Source organism: Kribbella sp. NBC_00662, assembly GCF_041430295.1.
Lineage (GTDB): Bacteria > Actinomycetota > Actinomycetes > Propionibacteriales > Kribbellaceae > Kribbella.
Genome location: NZ_CP109029.1, coordinates 5,179,366 through 5,196,809 on the forward strand (window position 1 = coordinate 5,179,366; position 17,444 = coordinate 5,196,809).

The 17,444-nt window shown below is 68.3% G+C and carries 15 protein-coding genes; 7 read left to right on the forward strand and 8 right to left on the reverse strand.

The genetic code is table 11. The annotated features are described in order from the left end of the window. Position 1 precedes the first annotated feature (1 nt). From ctaD to OHA10_RS25885, 3 genes are all read left to right on the forward strand, one after another. Entirely contained in the window at positions 2–1,651 is a 1,650-nt protein-coding gene (gene ctaD, locus OHA10_RS25875) for a cytochrome c oxidase subunit I (protein ID WP_371407994.1), read from the forward strand. Further along, complete coding sequence (locus tag OHA10_RS25880) at positions 1,648–2,043, forward strand: cytochrome c oxidase subunit 4 (protein ID WP_350851440.1); 396 nt, start codon at positions 1,648–1,650, stop codon at positions 2,041–2,043. Before ctaD ends, OHA10_RS25880 begins: the two co-directional genes overlap by 4 nt. 220 nt (positions 2,044–2,263) lie before the next feature. Then, positions 2,264–3,508 carry an Ig-like domain-containing protein gene (locus OHA10_RS25885; protein WP_371401350.1) on the forward strand — a complete coding sequence of 415 codons (1,245 nt, stop codon included), beginning with the start codon at positions 2,264–2,266 and terminating at the stop codon, positions 3,506–3,508. A 353-nt stretch (positions 3,509–3,861) separates the two neighbouring features. Here OHA10_RS25885 and OHA10_RS25890 read toward each other — a convergent pair whose 3' ends face one another. Beyond that, the gene (locus tag OHA10_RS25890; RefSeq protein WP_371401351.1) at positions 3,862–5,457 is read right to left on the reverse strand and encodes a DUF222 domain-containing protein; all 1,596 of its coding nucleotides are present in this window, start codon (positions 5,455–5,457) and stop codon (positions 3,862–3,864) included. Positions 5,458–5,505: 48 nt separating this feature from the next. Next, positions 5,506–6,345, reverse strand: a complete 840-nt coding sequence (locus OHA10_RS25895) for an alpha/beta fold hydrolase (protein WP_371401352.1) — start codon at positions 6,343–6,345, stop codon at positions 5,506–5,508. A 40-nt stretch (positions 6,346–6,385) separates the two neighbouring features. On the opposite strand from OHA10_RS25895, the gene OHA10_RS25900 reads away from it, so the two are divergent. Beyond that, on the forward strand, positions 6,386–6,850 hold the full coding sequence (locus OHA10_RS25900; RefSeq protein ID WP_371401353.1) for a MarR family winged helix-turn-helix transcriptional regulator: 465 nt from the start codon (positions 6,386–6,388) through the stop codon (positions 6,848–6,850). A 49-nt stretch (positions 6,851–6,899) separates the two neighbouring features. Here the strand turns inward: OHA10_RS25900 and OHA10_RS25905 are convergent, their stop codons facing one another. The 4 genes from OHA10_RS25905 to OHA10_RS25920 are packed head-to-tail and all read right to left on the reverse strand — an operon-like array spanning position 6,900 to position 11,146. Next, positions 6,900–8,573: a cytochrome bc complex cytochrome b subunit gene (locus tag OHA10_RS25905; RefSeq protein WP_371401354.1), complete on the reverse strand. Its 1,674-nt coding sequence runs from the start codon at positions 8,571–8,573 to the stop codon at positions 6,900–6,902. Next, positions 8,570–9,625, reverse strand: a complete 1,056-nt coding sequence (locus tag OHA10_RS25910) for a Rieske 2Fe-2S domain-containing protein (RefSeq protein ID WP_371401355.1) — start codon at positions 9,623–9,625, stop codon at positions 8,570–8,572. Before OHA10_RS25910 ends, OHA10_RS25905 begins: the two co-directional genes overlap by 4 nt. After that, positions 9,618–10,487 (reverse strand): c-type cytochrome, encoded by an 870-nt coding sequence (locus tag OHA10_RS25915; RefSeq protein ID WP_371401356.1) that lies wholly within the window; start codon positions 10,485–10,487, stop codon positions 9,618–9,620. The genes OHA10_RS25910 and OHA10_RS25915 overlap by 8 nt, the downstream gene beginning before the upstream one ends. Then, the gene (locus OHA10_RS25920; RefSeq protein ID WP_371401357.1) at positions 10,484–11,146 is read right to left on the reverse strand and encodes a heme-copper oxidase subunit III; all 663 of its coding nucleotides are present in this window, start codon (positions 11,144–11,146) and stop codon (positions 10,484–10,486) included. Before OHA10_RS25920 ends, OHA10_RS25915 begins: the two co-directional genes overlap by 4 nt. An 82-nt stretch (positions 11,147–11,228) precedes the next feature. Between OHA10_RS25920 and OHA10_RS25925 the strand changes: the two genes are divergently transcribed. The 3 genes from OHA10_RS25925 to trpD are packed head-to-tail and all read left to right on the forward strand — an operon-like array spanning position 11,229 to position 13,659. After that, positions 11,229–12,146, forward strand: coding sequence for a cytochrome c oxidase assembly protein (locus tag OHA10_RS25925; RefSeq protein ID WP_371401358.1), 918 nt, complete (start codon positions 11,229–11,231; stop codon positions 12,144–12,146). A gap of 45 nt (positions 12,147–12,191) precedes the next feature. Then, a complete protein-coding gene (locus OHA10_RS25930) occupies positions 12,192–12,611 on the forward strand; it encodes a hypothetical protein (RefSeq protein ID WP_371401359.1) in 420 nt (139 codons plus the stop codon). A gap of 7 nt (positions 12,612–12,618) precedes the next feature. Next, entirely contained in the window at positions 12,619–13,659 is a 1,041-nt protein-coding gene (trpD, locus tag OHA10_RS25935) for an anthranilate phosphoribosyltransferase (RefSeq protein ID WP_371401360.1), read from the forward strand. A gap of 45 nt (positions 13,660–13,704) precedes the next feature. Here trpD and OHA10_RS25940 read toward each other — a convergent pair whose 3' ends face one another. Both OHA10_RS25940 and OHA10_RS25945 read right to left on the reverse strand, forming a co-directional pair. Then, positions 13,705–14,403, reverse strand: coding sequence for a hypothetical protein (locus OHA10_RS25940; protein WP_371401361.1), 699 nt, complete (start codon positions 14,401–14,403; stop codon positions 13,705–13,707). A gap of 805 nt (positions 14,404–15,208) precedes the next feature. Further along, complete coding sequence (locus OHA10_RS25945; RefSeq protein WP_371401362.1) at positions 15,209–17,410, reverse strand: DUF2510 domain-containing protein; 2,202 nt, start codon at positions 17,408–17,410, stop codon at positions 15,209–15,211. Positions 17,411–17,444: the final 34 nt, after the last annotated feature.

Sequence of the window (17,444 nt, forward strand, 5' to 3'; positions counted from 1 at the left end):
CATGTACCTGATCACGTCGTTCGCGTTCTTCCTGATCGGCGGCGTGATGGCGCTGATCATCCGCGCCGAGCTGGCCAAGCCGGGCCTGCAGATCGTGAACGAAGAGGTCTACAACCAGCTCTTCACCATGCACGGCACGATCATGCTGCTGCTGTTCGCGACGCCGCTGTTCGTCGGGTTCGCGAACGAGATCATGCCGATCCAGATCGGCGCACCTGACGTCGCGTTCCCCCGACTGAACATGTTCAGCTACTGGCTGTTCCTGTTCGGCGGTCTGATCACGGTCAGCGGCTTCTTCACACCGGGCGGCGCGGCCGACTTCGGCTGGTTCGCCTACGCCCCGCTGTCCAACGCGGTCCGCTCGCCGGGTGTCGGCGGCGACCTGTGGATCATGGGTCTGTGGATGGCCGGTCTGGGCACGATCCTCGGTGCCGTCAACTTCGTGACGACGATCATCACGATGCGGGCCCCCGGTATGACGATGTTCCGGATGCCGATCTTCACCTGGAACATCCTGGTCACGTCGATCCTGGTCCTGATCGCGTTCCCGATCCTGGCCGGCGCGCTGCTCGTGCTCGAGGCGGACAGAGCCTTGGGAGCCCATGTGTTCGATGCCGCGAACGGGGGGCCGCTGCTGTGGCAACACCTGTTCTGGTTCTTCGGACATCCCGAGGTCTACATCATCGCCTTGCCGTTCTTCGGCATCATCACCGAGATCCTGCCGGTCTTCAGCCGTAAGCCGGTCTTCGGCTACATCGGCCTGGTCAGCGCGACGCTGGGTATCGCGGTCCTCTCGGTGGCGGTCTGGGCGCACCACATGTTCGTCACCGGCGCGGTGAACCTGCCGTTCTTCTCGTTCATGACGTTCCTGATCGCCGTACCGACCGGCGTGAAGTTCTTCAACTGGATAGGCACGATCTGGGGCGGATCGGTGTCGTTCGACACCCCGATGCTGTGGGCGGTCGGCTTCCTGACCACCTTCCTCTTCGGCGGTCTGACCGGCATCATCCTGGCCTCGCCGGCCCTGGACTACCAGCTCTCCGACTCGTACTTCGTGGTCGCGCACTTCCACTACGTCGTCTTCGGCACCGTGGTGTTCGCGATGTTCGCCGGGTTCTACTACTGGTGGCCGAAGTTCACCGGCCGGATGCTCAACGAGCGGCTCGGCAAGCTGCACTTCTGGCTGCTGTTCATCGGCTTCCACACGACGTTCCTGGTGCAGCACTGGCTGGGCGTCGAGGGCATGCCGCGCCGGTACGCCGACTACAAGGCATCCGAGGGCTTCACCACGCTGAACGAGGTCTCCAGCGTCGGCGCCTTCATCCTGGGCATGTCGATGCTGCCGTTCTTCTACAACGTGTACAAGTCGAGGAAGTCGCCCAAGGTCGGTGTCGACGACCCGTGGGGCTGGGGCCGTTCGCTCGAGTGGGCGACCAGCTCGCCGCCGCCGCGGCACAACTTCGAGAAGCTGCCGCGGATCCGTTCCGAGTCCCCGGCGTTCGACCTGCACCACGCGGAGCTCGCCCTCGCGGAGTACCCGGACAACCGGGCCGGCGCCGACAACCTGCTCGACGCGGGTGAGGACCAGGGCCGCGTGGAGCATCTCGAGGAGATCGTCGATGGCGAGACCGAGGGGAAGGACAAGGCGTGAAGGTCGAAGCCTGGGTCTTCGGGATCCTGAGCGTTTTCGTCGTGGTCGTCACGCCGATCTACTGGCTGATGTCCAACGACCCCACCGGCACCACCGCGCTGGTGATGACGTTCTTCCTGTCGCTGCTGGTGGCGTTCTACCTGAGCGTCACCGCGCGCCGGATGGACGCCCGCCCGGAGGACCGCAAGGAAGCGGAGATCGCGGAAGGAGCCGGTGAGCTCGGCTTCTTCCCGCCGTACTCCTGGTGGCCGCTGTGGTGCGCGCTGACGCTGGCCGTCGTCGTGCTCGGCGTCGTCTTCGGCTGGTGGCTGTTCATCGCCGGTGTCGGCATCGGCATCGTGACGCTGAGCGGGTTCATCTTCGAGTACTACCGCGGTGACCACGCTCACTGAGTGTGCTGACGCTGCTCGCTAGTTGAGCATCGTACGAAAAACGCCGTCCGGGAACGAACCGGGCGGCGTCTTCGTGCGTCTTTAGGAGTGCCACCGGTACGGACCGTTGTGGTCCGTACCAGTTCAGTGGCGGTGCGGTGCGAAGAAATGTCGCTGCGGCAGGTTACCCTTACCGCGGTTTGACTAAACAGGGGAGAGCTGGGGAATGGTGAGCGGTTCGGTGAGGAAGCACGGACTTGCCGTGGCGGGGATCTGCGTGCTGCTGCTGGCCGGCACGGCGTGCAGTGACACGAAGGCCGACGGCGGCAACGGGAGCGGCGGTCAGTCCACCCCGTCGGCGTCCACGTCGCAGAGCAACTCGCCTGGTGCGTCGACCACCCCGGGCGACTCGACCACCCCGTCGCAGGAAGCGACCAGCATCGCCGTGGTGCCCGCCAAGGGCGCCTCCTCGGTGCAGCCGGACAAGCCGGTCACCGTCACGACGACAGCCGGCAAGCTGGCCGAGGTCACGCTCAAGGACGACGACGGCGACAAGGTCGCCGGCAGCTTCAACACCGACAAGACCCAGTGGACCTCCACGGACCACCTCAAGCCCGGCGCGTCGTACACCGTGAGCGGCTCCGCCGAGGGCACCGACGGCGGCACCGTGCCGATCAGCTCGACGTTCAAGACGCTGAAGGCGTCCAAGAGCCTGAAGGCCTCGGTCGTCCCGCTGAACGGCGAGACCGTCGGCGTCGCGCTGCCGATCCAGATCTACTGGAACAACCCGGTCAAGGACCGCGCCGCGGTCGAGAAGCGGCTCAAGGTGACCACCTCGGTCCCGGTCACCGGCACCTGGCACTGGGTGAACAGCAAGCAGGTGAACTACCGGCCGATGAACTACTGGCCGGCCGGCACCAAGGTGACGGTGAACATCGACACCCAGGGCGTCAACGCCGGTAACAACACCTGGGGCACCTCCAGCCGGAAGATCGCCTTCAACATCGGCAAGTCGGTCGTCAGCTACGTCAACGTCAAGAAGCACACGATGACCGTGACGATCAACGGCAAGCTGGCCCGCACCATCCCGATCACGGCCGGCAAGGACGGGTTCACCACCCGCAGCGGCGTCAAGGTGATCATGGAGAAGTTCACCACCAAGCGGATGGACGCGGCGACGATCGGCATCAAGCCGGGCGACCCGAACTACTACAACATCAGCGACGTGAAGTGGGCCCAGCGCGTCACCAGCTCCGGTGAGTTCATCCACGGCGCTCCGTGGTCGGCCGGCAGCCAGGGCAGCGCCAACGTCAGCCACGGCTGCGTCGGCATGAGCCTCGCCGACGCCAAGTGGTTCTTCGACCAGACCCTCCGCGGCGACCCCGTCACCGTCACCGGCACCAACCGCCACATGGAGCCCGGCAACGGCTGGACCGACTGGAACACCACCTGGGCCGCCTACAAGAAGGGCTCCGCCCTCTCCTAGCAGTTAGTGGTTGAGCTGGGCCGGACACCTCACGGAGTCCGGCCCAGCGTCACGCCTCGGCGGTGAACAGGCGGCGAGGATGACGTTTGCGACGCCCGCGAGCGCCTTGCAGTGACGTAGGCGCGTCGAACGAGGAAGCTTGCAGAACGTGTCCGACCACGCGTACGCACGGGCGCGCTCGGCGACAGTCCCTCGCCATCCTTCCGTGACGGCATCTGCGCAGAGCTCAATGGCCGTGTCGATCTTCTTCCGGCTTGCTGTCGAGAGGCTGCTGTACGAACGCTCTCAGCATCTGCAGCCGCCGTACGCGGCGCCGCAGGGTGTCGTCCGACCAATGGCGAGGCGTTGGTCTGTCAGCCTGCGATCGGGTCTGCTGAGGCGAAGGCAGCCGCTTCCCGAAGGACGGCCACGTCGGCCCTCCACCGAGACCGATGCGCTCGGGCCACGCCCGGACCCCCGCCGGACCCGGTGGCGGGCTCAGCGGCGGGCTCAGCGGCGGGCTCAGCGGCGGGCTCAGCGGCCGGCTCGGCAGCGGGCTCGGCAGCGGCTGTGCGCCTGGGCGACTCGGCGATCGGCGGCCCCGATCCGGCGGGGTGATCGGCCGGGCGGAGGGCAGGTCGCCATCCGCCGGGTTCATCGGGTCGGCGGAGATCAGGTTGCTGTCTGCCGGGGTGGTCGGCCGGGCGGAGGTCGGGTTGGTGTCTGCTGGGGTGACTGGCTGGTCGGGGGTCGGGCTGCCTGACGGGTGGGGGATCGGTCCAGGTGGGGCGGGTTACGTGGACGGTGCCGTTGGTGATGGAGATGGTCCAGTTGCCGTGGTGGAGGTCGACGTGGTGGCGGCGGCACAGGAGGGCGAGGTTCGAGATCTTGGTTTCGCCGCCGTCGATCCAGGAGATCAGATGGTGGGCGTCGCACATGATGGGCGGCGCGCCGCAGATCACGCAGCCTTTGTCGCGGGCGTTGAGGGCGCGGCGCATGGCACGGGTGACGAGTCGCTCCGAGCGGCCGACGTCCAGCGGTTCCGACTGCGACCCGAGCACCAACGGGATGATCTTCGCGTCGCAGGCGAGGCGCCGGACGGTCGCGGCCGACAGCCCGTCGCCGTACACCAACTGCCCGCTTGCGTCCGCGGTCGACGCCTTCAGATCTTCGAAGTCGATGGTTATCGTCACCTGCGGCTTGGCCGTCGACCGCTCGGCCTCGATCGCGGCGGCCGCGGCACCGAGGGCGGCGGTCAGTGCGTCGGCCTGGCGCTTGTCGCGGGAGCGAGGATCGGGTTCGCCGTCGACGGTCTTGTGGGGACGGGCGCCGGTGTGGATCAAGGCACGGAGCAGCTCGGCGTTCTCGTTGGCGAGGTAGCCGCGGAACTTCACCCCGCGATCAGCGGGCGTCAGGGTCAGCGACTCGCGCCCGTACGCCTCGAGCTCCTCCGGCTCGGGCCCATCGGTGTCGAGGATGTCCCGCATCTGGTTGCCGGCTCGACGCAGCTCACCCGGTGACAGGTGTGCGGCCAGCTTCACCAGCTCTCGCTCGGCGGCGTCACGGTCGTCGATCGGGACGTGAGCCGGCACCCGCTCCAGCGCCGAGACGATCGCGTCCGCCTGAGCAGGCCTGAGCAGCCATCCGTCAGCGTCAGCGTCGGCGACAGCTGCATCGGGTGGCGCACCGGTCCGATCGAGGGCAGCGGACACAGCCGGGTACTTCGGTAGCGCCTGCGCGAGCCGGACCGTACGGCGGGCTGTCGGCGCGTCCAGGCGATAGCGGAAGCGCAGGAGCTCCGCGGTATCCCGAGCGCCGAGCTCAGCCGCGTACCCGGTGCTCTCGATGGTGGCGACCACACCCAGGCGGTAGGACTCCAGGCGGGCGATCGTGGCGTCCAGCGTGTCGAGAGTCGACAGCAGTTCGCTGCCACCCATCGACCACACCGGCCGCTCGCCCAGGAGTTCCATACGTCGACCCTAGGCGCCTCGGCAGACGATCCACGAACCAGAACTTCCTTATTCTGTGGGCAATTCGTGGGCCCACGCAGTCAACAGTTCGGCGAGCAGCTCCTCCGCGTGGACCGACGGCAGCGAGTGGTGAGACGCGTTCTCGAGTTGTACGACGGTCGCCGCCGGACTCAGCGCGGTGACGCGGCGGGTCAGCCGAGCCGGGTTCTGGCTCTTGCTGCGGCCGGCGACGAAGACCAGGGGAGCGATGGTTCGCAGTTGGTCATCTGTGGGGCGTTTGGTCCGGACGAAGGGAGTGGAGGGTTGCTCGGCAGCCAGACCGGCCAGGTCGAGGACCTCGGAGGATACGGGGAGGCCTTGGGTTTCCCATCGGAGGAACGAGATGCTGCGGGCCCGGGAGGGGCGTAGGAGGCTCGGCAGCGCTCGGAGGATGTAGGGGAGACGCAGGCCGGTGTAGCAGTCGGTCGGGTCGAGGAGGGCGAGGCGGGTGACGCGGTCCGGGTGGGCGATGGCGTAGGTCAGGCCGATCCAGGCGCCGTACGAGTGACCGCAGAAGGCGGCCCGGTCGATGCTCACACTGTCGAGGACGTTCGACAGCCAGGTGTGCAGGTCCGCGGGTGTCTTCGGTGTGCGGCCGGTGTTGGTGCTGCGGCCTGCGTCGACGATCAGGTCTAGCGCGTAGACGCGGTATTGCCGGGCCAGCTGCGGCGCGACGGTGAACCAGACGGGGGAGGTCGCGCCGTGGCCGGGGAGGAGTACGACTGGTGGGCCGTCCGCCGGGCCGCAGGCGTTGACGTGCGTCGTGCCGAACTCGTCGGTCAGCTCGAGTTGCTCGACCGGCACGTCCCAGCGGGTGAGGAGAGCGTCGTACGCGTCCTGGAAGGTCATGGTCCCGAGAATAGCTCACTGAGTGAGGTAGATTGAGGGCATGCGAGAAGGAGTGATGCCGGCCGACTCCGAGCGGGCGGCCGCGCTGGAGTTGGTGCACCGGCTGCGGGACGTCGCGCTGAGGTGGGAGCGCGCGATCGGCGAGTTCTCCAGGACGACGGGGCTGCACGCCACCGACGTACGCGCGCTGGTGAGCCTTCTGGACGCCGAACGGGCCCAGATCGCGGCCACGCCCACCTGGCTCGCTCAGCAGCTTGGAATGACCTCTCAGGCGACGACAGCGGTCATCCACCGCCTGGAGGCCGCCGGCCACGTCGAACGGCTCAGAAGCCGCACAGACGGTCGCAGCGCTCGCCTGCAGGTCTCGGACAGCGCCGTCGACCTCGGCTGGCGGTTCTTCGGACCGCTCCTCGACCGGATGATCGCCACCACGCAGACCCTCGACCCCGACCAGCAGAAGCTGGTGAACGGCTACCTGACGACCGTCTCCGACGCGTTGGGGTAAACGAAAAGGCCCCGGCGAGTGCCGGGGCCTTTCCTCCTTCGGTACGACGTCAGCTGCGGTCGCTGGTGACCTCGCGGTAGGTCTCTGTGTCTTCCGTCAGCTCGTGGATCTCGTCGGCGTCGTGCGCGTGCTCGTGCGCCTCTTCGAGCTCCTGCGTGGTCGGCTTCTGCACCGCGTCGGCGAAGTAGAACCGGGACAGTGCGGCGCGGACCTTGTTCAGGGCCCGGCGCGGTGCCCGTACGCCGTTGTCGTCGGTCTCCGGACCGATCTCGTACGGCACCACGCGGTCCCGTGCGGTGAGCGAGTACGCCTCGTACGTCGAGATCGGCTGGTGCTTCTCGGTGTACTTGCCCTCGGGGGAGCGCACGATCACACCGGTCTCGAGGCCGTGGGTCAGCCGGTCGTAGTCCGCCCGCTGCAGCGAGATCGCCCAGCGGCGCGCCACCCAGAAGGCCAGGATCGGCCCCAGAATCACCGCGAACCGCAGGAACCAGGTCACGTGGTTCAGCGAGACACCGAAGTGGGTCGCGATCAGGTCGTTACCGCCACCGATCCACAGCAGGGCGTAGAAGGTGATGAACGCGACGCCGACACCGGTCCGGGTCGGGACGTCCCGCGGCCGGTCCAGCAGGTGGTGCTCGCGCTTGTCACCGGAGATCCAGCCCTCGATGAACGGATACAGCGCGACCAGCGTGACGAACGCGGGTGGAATGATCAGCGCCGGGATGAGCAGGTTCCAACTCAGCGTGATACCCCAGAAGTGCGACTCGAAGCCGGGGAATATTCGCACCGCGCCTTCCAGCCAGCCCATGTACCAGTCGGGCTGCGAGCCTGCCGTCACCTCGGCCGGGTTGTACGGCCCGTACAGCCAGACCGGGTTGATCTGCATCACCGCGCCCATCAGGGCGGTGATGCCGAAGACCACGAAGAAGAAGCCGCCGGCCTTGGCCGTGTACACCGGGAACAGCGGGTAGCCGACCACATTCTTCTGCGTCCGGCCGGGACCGGCGTACTGCGTGTGCTTGTGGTACACGACCAGGAACAGGTGGGCCGTGACGAGTGCCAGGATGATGCCGGGTATCAGCAGCACGTGGACGATGAAGAATCTCGAGACGAACTCGTCGCCCGGGAACTCACCGCCGAAGATGAAGAAGTTCATGTACGTGCCGACCACCGGTGACGCCTGGATCATGCCGTTGGTGATCCGCAGACCGGTGCCGGACAGCAGGTCGTCGGGGAGGCCGTAGCCGATGAAGCCCTCGACGATGCCGAGGAACAGCATGCCGAAGCCGATCAGCCAGTTCAGCTCGCGCGGCTTGCGGAACGCGCCGGTGAAGAACATCCGGAGCAGGTGCACCATCATCGCGGCGATGAACAGCACGGCCGCCCAGTGGTGGATCTGCCGGACCAGCAGACCGCCGCGGACGTCGAAGGTGATGTCCAGCGTGGAGGCGTAGGCCTCCGACATGTGCAGACCCTTGAGCAGGCTGTACGAGCCGTTGTACTGGACCTCGGCCATCGACGGCTTGAACCAGAAGGTCAGGAACGTGCCGGTCAGGATCAGGATGATGAAGCTGTAGAGCGCGATCTCGCCCAGCATGAACGACCAGTGGTCCGGGAAGACCTTCCGCAGGTTCTTCTTCCCGATCTTCGCGATGCCGAGGCGATCGTCGACCCACTTGACCGGGCCGGGGAACTCTGTGTTTGTCGACACTGTTGTCACCCTCGTTCGAAGAAGCTCGGGCCGACCGGCTCGGTGAAGCCGCTCTGCGCAACCAGATAACCCTCGCTGTCCACTGCCAACGGTAGCTGAGGCAGCGGCCGGGCCGCAGGGCCGAAAACGACCTTGGCGCTGTCGGACAGGTCGAAGGTCGACTGGTGACACGGGCAGAGCACGTGGTGCGTGGTCTGCTCGTACAGGGAGATCGGGCAGCCGACGTGGGTGCAGATCTTCGAGTAGCACAGGATGCCGTCGACGCCCCAGTTCTCGCGGCCCGGCTTGGTGCGGATCTCGCTCGGCTTGATCCGGACCACGATCACCGCGGCCTTGGCCTTGGCGTTCTGGTACTCGGTCGCGTTCTCCTCCTGCAGCGGGGCCAGGTTGGCCGGCGCCGCGTTGACCAGCTGGCCGACGACCAGGTCGGACGGCTTGATCGGGCGGTCGGTGACGTCGTTGACGACCCGGATGCCCTTCGCCCAGATCGTGTTGTAGAGCGACCGGCCCGGCAGCGGGCCGAGGTCGCGGAGGAACACGATGGCCGGCAGCCCGAGCACGCCCAGCGCGCCGATCAGCGAGTTGCGGATCATCTTGCGCCGGCCGAAGCCGGACTCGGCCGCGCCCTGCTTGAACGCCTCGGTGATCTCGGCGATCTGCTCCGGCGACGAGTGCGCCGCGTGCCGGTCCTCGGAGATCTCCTCGTCGACCATCAGCTTCTTGGCCCACTGGATCGCGCCGGCGCCGATCAGGAACAGCGCGAGCCCGATGCACAGGCCCATGACCATGTTGTTCGCGTTACCGGACAGCGGCCCGAAGACGAGCTCGGAGTCCCGCGGAATCGCGAAGTACGCCACGCAGGCGCCGAGCACCAGGACCGTGGCCAGGCCGAACATGCTCGAGACCTGCCGCTCGACCCGGTCGGCGGCCTTCGGGTCGATATCGGTGATCCGCGGTTCGTGCGGCTCCAGACCCGGGTCCGGAATCGGCTCGGCCACCTCGACCGCGCCGTGGTGCTCGCCGTCGTCCTTCACCGCCGGAAGGTTCTTGTCGTCAGTCATGAGCCTTCGCTCCCTTGGCCTTGACGCCCTTGGCGCCGATCCAGACCGCTACGCACACCAGCAGACCGATGCCGATGAACCAGCCCCACAGACCTTCGGAGACCGGGCCGAGCCGGCCGAGGCCGAAGCCGCCCGGGTCCTTCTGCGCCTGCAGTGCCTTCAGGTACGCGATGATGTCGCGCTTGTCCTCGGGCTGCATCACCTGGTCGGAGAAGACCGGCATCTGCTGCGGGCCGGTCAGCATGGCCTCGTAGATGTGCTTCTCACTGACGCCCATCAGCGACGGCGCGTACTTGCCGTTCGGCAGTGCGCCACCGCGACCGGCGAAGTTGTGGCACGCCGTGCAGTTGGTGCGGAACAGCTCGCCGCCGCGGGTGATCTGCTCGTCGGTGGCCTTGCTGATGTCGTACGAGTCCTGGGCCGGGACCGCGGGGCCGGGGGCCAGCGAGGCGACGTACGCCGCCAGCGCCTCGATCTCCTCCTGCGAGTACGCCGGGTTCTTGCGCGGGATCTGTGCGCCCGGTTGCATCGCCGGCATCCGGCCGGTTCCGACCTGGAAGTCGACCGCGGCGGCGCCGACGCCGATCAGCGACGGGCCGGCCATCTTGCCCGCGCCGTTCCCGCCGCCCTCGGCGTTCAGGCCGTGGCAGCTGGAGCAGCCGACCGCGAAGAGCTTCTTGCCCTCCTCGATCTGCTGGGACTGGGCCGAGTTGTCCGCCACCGCGTCGTCAGGGGCGAAGGCGGCGTACGCCGAACCCACTGCCAGGAGGCCGAACAGGAGCACGACGAGGCCGGCGGACCGGTGCCGTCGTCGCGCGGAGAGAAAGCGCGCCGGTGACAAGGAAGGTCTCTTCTCACTCATTTGAGCAGGTAGATGGTCGCGAACAGGGCGATCCAGACCACGTCGACGAAGTGCCAGTAGTACGACACGACGATCGCCGAGACGGCCTGTTCGTGGGTGAACTTGCGAGCCATGTACGTCCTGGCGAGGACGAACATGAAGGCGATGAGGCCGCCGGTCACGTGCAGCGCGTGGAAGCCGGTGGCCAGGTAGAAGACCGAGCCGTAGGCGTCGGAGGAGATCGTCAGGCCCTCGTGCACCAGCCCGGTGTACTCGGTCACCTGGCCGGCGACGAAGACCGCGCCCATCAGGTACGTGAGGATGAACCACTCACGCATGCCCCAGTTCCGCGGGTTCGCCAGCGAGCCGACCCGGCCCACCTTGCCGTGCTCGGCGGCGAACACACCGGCCTGGCAGGTGAACGACGAGGCGACCAGGATGAACGTGTTCACCGAGGCGAACGGGACGTCCAGGAGGTGCGTCGACACCTGCCACAACGTCTCCGAACCCGGAGCGGCGGCGGCGGTCGTCACCGACCGGATCGTGAAGTACGCCGCGAACAGGGCGGCGAAGAACATCAGTTCGCTCGAGAGCCAGACGATCGTGCCGACACTGACCATGCTGGGACGGTCGTGGTGTCCGTGTTCACGAGACGCTGGGAGCGCGGTTGCAGTGGCCACGCGGTCATTATGTCGGTCCTCGCGTTCAGCGCTACGACCACCCCCGTGCATGTCGTGAACCAGACGTTTCTACTGTTGAAGCGTGCTTCCCCTCCACGCCACGCCCGGCGACCAGATCGAGCCTTTGACACCGGTCCGGTTGCTGACGGCATGGACCTTCGAGCCGGTGTTACTCGGCGTGATCGTCGTCCTCGGCGGGCTCTACCTGTACGGCGTCCACAAGCTGCGCAAACGCGGCGACAAATGGTCCCGGGCGCGGACGTTCTCGTTCGTCGGGCTCGGGCTGGGGAGTGCCGTGATCGCCACGCAGTCGGCGCTCGGCACGTACGACACGGTCCTGATCAGCGTGCACATGGTTCAGCACATGATCCTGTCGATGCTGACGCCGCTGATGATGGCGCTCGGCGCGCCGATCACGCTGGCGCTCCGGACACTGCCGGCGCGGCCGCGGAAGTGGTTGCTCTCCGTGTTGCACTCCCGGATCGCCAAGGTGCTGTGCTTCCCGCTGATCGGCTTCACGCTGTTCGTCCTGAGCCCGTGGGCGTTGTACTTCAGCGGCTGGTACGACGCCACGCTGCACTCCGCCGTACTGCACGACCTGTTGCACCTGCACTTCATCCTGGTCGGCTCGCTGTTCTTCTGGCCGCTGCTCGGGCTGGACCCGGTGCCCGGCCGGGTGATCTACCCGTTCCGGCTGATGCTGACGTTCCTGACGCTGCCGTTCCACGCGTTCCTCGGCATCACGATCATGTCGGCCAACAAGCTGATCGCCGAGGACTGGTACACCAGCTTCGGCCGGTCCTGGCCGCCGTCGCCGCTGCGTGACCAGTACATCGCGGGCGGTCTGTTGTGGGGTTCGGGCGACCTCGTCGGCGTGGTGTTCTTCGCCGTACTGTTCGTCCAGTGGGTGCGGGAGTCGCAGCGTGAGGCACGCCGCGAGGACCGGCGCCTGGACCGGTTGGAGGAACAGGCTCGCCGGGCCGAACAGTCGCCCCGGTAGCATTCCGGTTGTCCAGTCTTCTTTGAACAAGCTTGGGATGGATCGATGAGTTCAGAGCGTCCGCTGAAGGTGCTGCTCTACAGCGACGACCGTACGACGCGGGAGTCCGTCCGGCTGGCCCTCGGCAAGCGTCCGGCGGCCGATCTGCCCGAGCTGGAGTACGTCGAGTGCGCCACCGAGCCGGCCGTGATCAAGACCATGGACAAGGGTGGGATCGACCTCGCCATCCTGGACGGCGAAGCGGTCCCGGCCGGCGGCCTTGGCATCGCCCGGCAGTTGAAGGACGAGATCTTCCAGTGCCCGCCGATCCTGGTCCTCACCGGCCGTCCGCAGGACGCGTGGCTGGCGACCTGGTCGCGGGCCGAGGGCGCGGTCTCGCACCCGATCGACCCGGTCCGGATGGCCGAGGTCACCGCGGACCTGCTGCGCCGGCGCCTGGCCAAGCTTCCCGCCACCACCGCCTGATCGCCTGATGGCCGCCTACACCTGGCCACAGGTTCTCGGGCCGCTGTTGCGGCATGAGGACCTCGAGGCCTCCGCCACTGCGTGGGCGATGGAGCAGATCCTGTCGGGCGCGGCGACACCGGCGCAGCTGGCCGGGTTCGTGATCGGGCTGCGGTCCAAGGGCGAGACGGTCACGGAGGTCGAGGGCCTGGTCGCGACCATGCGCGACTTCGCCACCCGGATCTCCGTGTCCGGCCGGACCCTCGACGTCGTCGGCACCGGCGGTGATCAAGCCCACACAGTGAACATCAGCACGATGTCGGCGATCGTCGCGGCCGGCGCCGGGGCGAAGGTCGTGAAGCACGGCAACCGCGCGGCCTCGTCCGCGTGCGGTGCCGCCGACGTACTCGAGGAGCTGGGGATCCCGCTCGACCTCACCGGGCCGCAGGTGGCCGAGGTGGGGGAGCAGGTCGGGATCACGTTCTGCTTCGCGGCGGCGTTCCATCCTGCCCTGCGGAACGCGGCGGTCCCGCGGCGCGAGCTCGGCGTACCGACGACGTTCAACCTGCTCGGCCCGCTGGCGAATCCGGGCGACCCGTCCGCGCAGGCGGTCGGGGTCGCGGACGGCCGGGTGGCCGGGCTGATGGCCGGCGTCCTCGCGCGGCGCGGGATCGATGCGCTGGTGTTTCACGGCGACGACGGGCTCGACGAACTGACCACGCGGACGACGTCGCAGGTGTGGGTCGTCGGCGGCGGGAAGGTCGAGGGTCCGGTCACGCTCGATCCGCGCGAGCTGGGGATCGAGCCGGTGTCGGCGGATGCGTTGAAGGGCGCCGACGCGACGTACAACGCGAAGGTCGTCCGGGCGCTGGTCGACGGCGAGCCGGGAGCGGTGCGGGACGTCGTACTGCTGAACGCCGGGGCCGCGCTCGCGGCGTACACGCCGGAAGAGGGATCGGTGACGACGCGGATCCGGGCCGGGATGGACAGGGCGGCCGAGGCGATCGACTCCGGAGCCGCGAAGGACGTGCTGGACCGGTGGATCGCGGCCTGCGCTTCCGTGCGCTGAGGTCTTTTGAGGAAGGGCCGGCGGGGTGTCCCGCCGGCCCTTTCGTCATTTGTTGATCGCGATCTGGCTGACCTTGTAGCGCCAGACGTTCTGCCAGGCGGGGGTCGAGCCGGCGATGTCGGCGATCGCCACGTCCGCCGTACCGTCGCCGCGGTCGATCACGGCGATCATCACGGTCGAGTACGTCTCGGCCAGCTTCGGCACCTTGACCACGACCTTGGCAACGATCTCGTGGCCCGGGTGGCCGTTGACCGTGATCGCCTTGTGGGTGGTGCCCTTCATCACCTGTGCGTCCTTGTCGTACAGGGCGATGATCGCGCGCGAGCCGATCTGTACCGCGGCCTCCTTCAGGCCGGCCGCGGTGTTCTTGTACGGGATGTCCGGTGGGAGCTGGCCGAAGGCGGTGTAGTTGCCCCAACTCGCACCCTTGCCGTTGTAGTTCTTGTGCACGGTGAGCCAGATCGCGGCGCCGCCCCACAGGCCGGTGGTCTCGCCGTAGTTGCCCCAGGCGGAGCTCATGATCGGCATCGTGTCGTTGTTCGAGGCAACCATCACGGTCCCGAGCACCTTGCCGTACGGCGTCGGCGTCGGCGAGGGCTTGACCGACGGGCTGACGGTGTCGATCGGCGTACCACCCGAGGGCAGTGCGACCGGGCTGACGGCGTCCGCCTTCGACCAGATCCACCCCACGCTCAATCCGGTCGTGGCAAGCGCAGCCACCACCAGCACAATCGCCCCAACCATCCGAGCCCGCCCACTAATCCCAGGCAGCCCACCCGGGCCCTCCCCATTCCCACCAGGCAACCGCCCACCACGAACGTGCAAGCCACCTGCACGCCCGGCGGCGTGTGCTCCGGCGCCTTGTCCGGCTGCACGCGAGATCGTCTGGCCGAGCGACGGTTGCCCAGCGCCACCGGACTGCTGCGGCTGCCCGGCGTGCTGCCCGTGCTGAGGCCCAGTAGCTTGCGTCTGCCACCCGACCTGCCGCGGCCCACGCACCGGCCCACCCTGCGGTGGCCCCCACATCTGCCCACCCTGCTGCCCAACAGGCGGCTGCTGAGGACCTGTTTGCCCTGGCTGTGGTTGCCGGGGGCGAGCCGGACCAGCGTGAGCCGGACCGGCCTGGCTCGGGCCTGGCTGGGCTGGGCCGGGGTGCTGCGGCGGCTGGTTGAGGGGTTGTGGGGCGCGGGGTGGGGCTGCGTGTTGTGGGCCTGGGCGTTGGGGGTTCGGTTGCTGCGGCACCGGCTGTTGGGTAGGTGGCTGGGCGCCCCACATCCCGCCGCCTGGCTGCGGTGCGCTTGCCGGCGGCTGGGTGGGTAGTTGCCAGCCTGGGTTTGTGGGGGCCGCGTGTTGGGGGCGGGCAGGGGGTGGAGGTGGTGGCGCGGGGGCGGGGGACTGGCCGAAGAGGGCGTCCGAGGAGTTGGACGGGCGCTCCGGGGTGTTCTGCGCAGGCTGGGTCCACGGGTTGGCGGTCTCGCCAGGGTCGCCAGGTGTGGGTACTGCGGGTGGGGCGCCGTCGCCGGTGCGGGGCGGGGTCTGGTCTTCGTTCTCAGCCAACGTTGATTCCCTTGTAGGCCTGGCTCTCGGCCGCCTTCAGATCTGGGCGGTTGTTGGGGATGCCGCTGATGTACGCGACCGCTGTACCGTCACCGAGGTCGAACACGGCAACCGTCAGCGTAAGCACCCGATCGGTCACTGCGGCCGACTTCGCGGTCACGGTTTGCTGGTAGAACCAGCCCGACTTGTTGGTCCGCTTCACGGCGCCGTTCGCGACCGTCCGGTACGTCGCCGGGATCGACCCGTACATGGTCGTCCGCAGCTGCCCCGACAGCGTCGCCGCGGTCGCCTTCGGGTCGCCGTTGAAGCCCGACCCGGTACCGAGCCCGCCGACGAAGATGTCCGCGGTCCAGTCGTCGGCGCCGTTGACGTTCTCCTGCAGGACGATGTGCTGCCCGCTGGAGTTGAGCAACTGCTGGACCAGACGCTTGCGGTCCGACCACGGCGGGTTCCGGCGCGGGAACGAGATCGCGTCCGACGAGATCCGGCCGATGCCCTCGTGCAGCTTCGGGTTCTTGGACTGGCCCGGCTTGGTGGTGCTCTGGTTCGTCGGCGAGCCGGTCGACTGCGTCGGCGTACCGGTCGGGTTCGGGTCGGCCTTCTTGTCGTCGCCTCCGCCGGTGATGAGTACGACCGCCAGGACGATCAGCAGCACCAGTGCGACGCCGCCGCCGACGATCAACGGCAGCTTGGCGCCGGACCGGCCGCCGCCGGAGCCCTTCGACTTCTTGGTCCCGACGCCGGTGCTCAGGTCGGTCTGCCCGCCCCAGGCCTCGTTCTCGTCCTCACCCCAGGCTCGCGGCGTCTGCTGTTCACCCCACGCCTGCTGTACGCCGCCCTGCTGTACGCCGCCCTGCTGTACGCCGCCCTGTTGTACGCCGCCGTGCTGGCCGGCGTTCTGCTGGACACCCCGCTGCTGCTGTTCGGCCGGCCCGTTGCCCCAGGGCTGGGGGCCGTTCTGCTGCACAGGTGCGTGGTTCTGCTGGCTCTCGCCCCAGCTCGGCTCGGGACCCCAGCCGTTGCCGGACTGCTGGTCGCCGGCCTGTTGCACGGGCCAGCTCTGCCCGCCCCATTGCTGGTCGGCGGTCGGCTGACCGTTCTCTTGTCCGTTCTGTTGCCAGTTCTGCGTCTCGGCAGTCGCCTGTGGACTCCACGGCCCCGACTCCTGCATCGCATGCTGCTGTTGTGTGGGCTGGTCGCCCCAGAGCTGGACCGGGACAGGCTGTTCCTGCGTGGCGTCGTCGGCGTCCGGCATGGTCCACAGCGGCGCGGCGGGACGGTCCGGTGTCTGCAGGTCCACTTCGTCGCTGGCCTCGACACCCCACGACGGCTGGTCGCTCGACTGCTGGTCGTCCGGGTCCTCGGCCTGGCTGCCCCAGTCCGGCTGCAGCTGCGCCGCCACCTCGGCGGCGTCCGCAGCCTGAACCTCCGGGTCGTCACTCACGTCAGCGTCCGCAACCGGCACGCCGGGCTGAGCCTCCTCCTTCGGCGTCGGTGCGAACCTCGGCTGCTCGGTGAAGCTGACGTCCGACCAGCCCTCGGTCGGCTCGGCGACCTGACCGGCGTCGGTGGTCTCGTTCGGCGAGGGAGCGAGCTTCAAGGTCCAGCTGCCGGCCGGTTCCTCGGCCTGCACAGTCGGTACGCCGGCAGCCGTCGTACCCTGCTCTGCCGCGAGCTCCTCGTCCGTGACCTCGCGCTGTGTCCAGTGCTCCGGGGGAGCGGGCGCGATCTCCGGCGCGCCCCAGGTCGCCCGGGCACGCTCGGCCGCACTGGGCTCGGGAGTCTGGGCGGGCTCGTCCGGAGTCACCGCGCGCAGGCGTGGTCCGCCGTTCGTCTGCGTACCGTCGGCCGGCTCGAGGTCCCAGAGCTGCGGAGTCGGCGTCGGCTGCCACCAGTCGACAGCCTCCGGCTGCTCGTGCTGAGCCTCCTGCACCGACTCCTGCACCGACTCCTGCACCGACTCCTGCACCGACTCCTGTACCGAACGCAGCCCAGGACCAGCCGCCTCACCCGCAACCGCCTCCTGCCGAACCGGCTCGTGCTGCACCGGCTCGTGCTGGACCGGTTCTGCGGGCTCGGCAATGGCTTCCTGCTCGATCTCGGTCTGGTTGGTCCACTTCTCGCCGTTCCAGAAGCGGATGGTGTTCGGCTGGCCGGTGGGGTCGGGATACCAGCCGGCGGGCGGGTTGCTCATCCGCGCCCTCGCTCGGCGGTCGGCGCGAACGGAC

Bases quoted from the DNA above. Each gene is read 5' to 3' on its own strand.
- ctaD (WP_371407994.1), top strand. From the start codon at position 2: ATGTACCTGATCACGTCGTTCGCGTTCTTCCTGATCGGCGGCGTGATG.
- OHA10_RS25890 (WP_371401351.1), bottom strand. From the start codon at position 5,457: ATGGAACTCCTGGGCGAGCGGCCGGTGTGGTCGATGGGTGGCAGCGAA.
- OHA10_RS25895 (WP_371401352.1), bottom strand. From the start codon at position 6,345: ATGACCTTCCAGGACGCGTACGACGCTCTCCTCACCCGCTGGGACGTG.
- OHA10_RS25900 (WP_371401353.1), top strand. From the start codon at position 6,386: ATGCGAGAAGGAGTGATGCCGGCCGACTCCGAGCGGGCGGCCGCGCTG.
- OHA10_RS25910 (WP_371401355.1), bottom strand. From the start codon at position 9,625: ATGACTGACGACAAGAACCTTCCGGCGGTGAAGGACGACGGCGAGCAC.
- OHA10_RS25915 (WP_371401356.1), bottom strand. From the start codon at position 10,487: ATGAGTGAGAAGAGACCTTCCTTGTCACCGGCGCGCTTTCTCTCCGCG.
- OHA10_RS25930 (WP_371401359.1), top strand. From the start codon at position 12,192: ATGAGTTCAGAGCGTCCGCTGAAGGTGCTGCTCTACAGCGACGACCGT.
- trpD (WP_371401360.1), top strand. From the start codon at position 12,619: ATGGCCGCCTACACCTGGCCACAGGTTCTCGGGCCGCTGTTGCGGCAT.
- OHA10_RS25940 (WP_371401361.1), bottom strand. From the start codon at position 14,403: ATGGTTGGGGCGATTGTGCTGGTGGTGGCTGCGCTTGCCACGACCGGA.
- OHA10_RS25945 (WP_371401362.1), bottom strand. From the start codon at position 17,410: ATGAGCAACCCGCCCGCCGGCTGGTATCCCGACCCCACCGGCCAGCCG.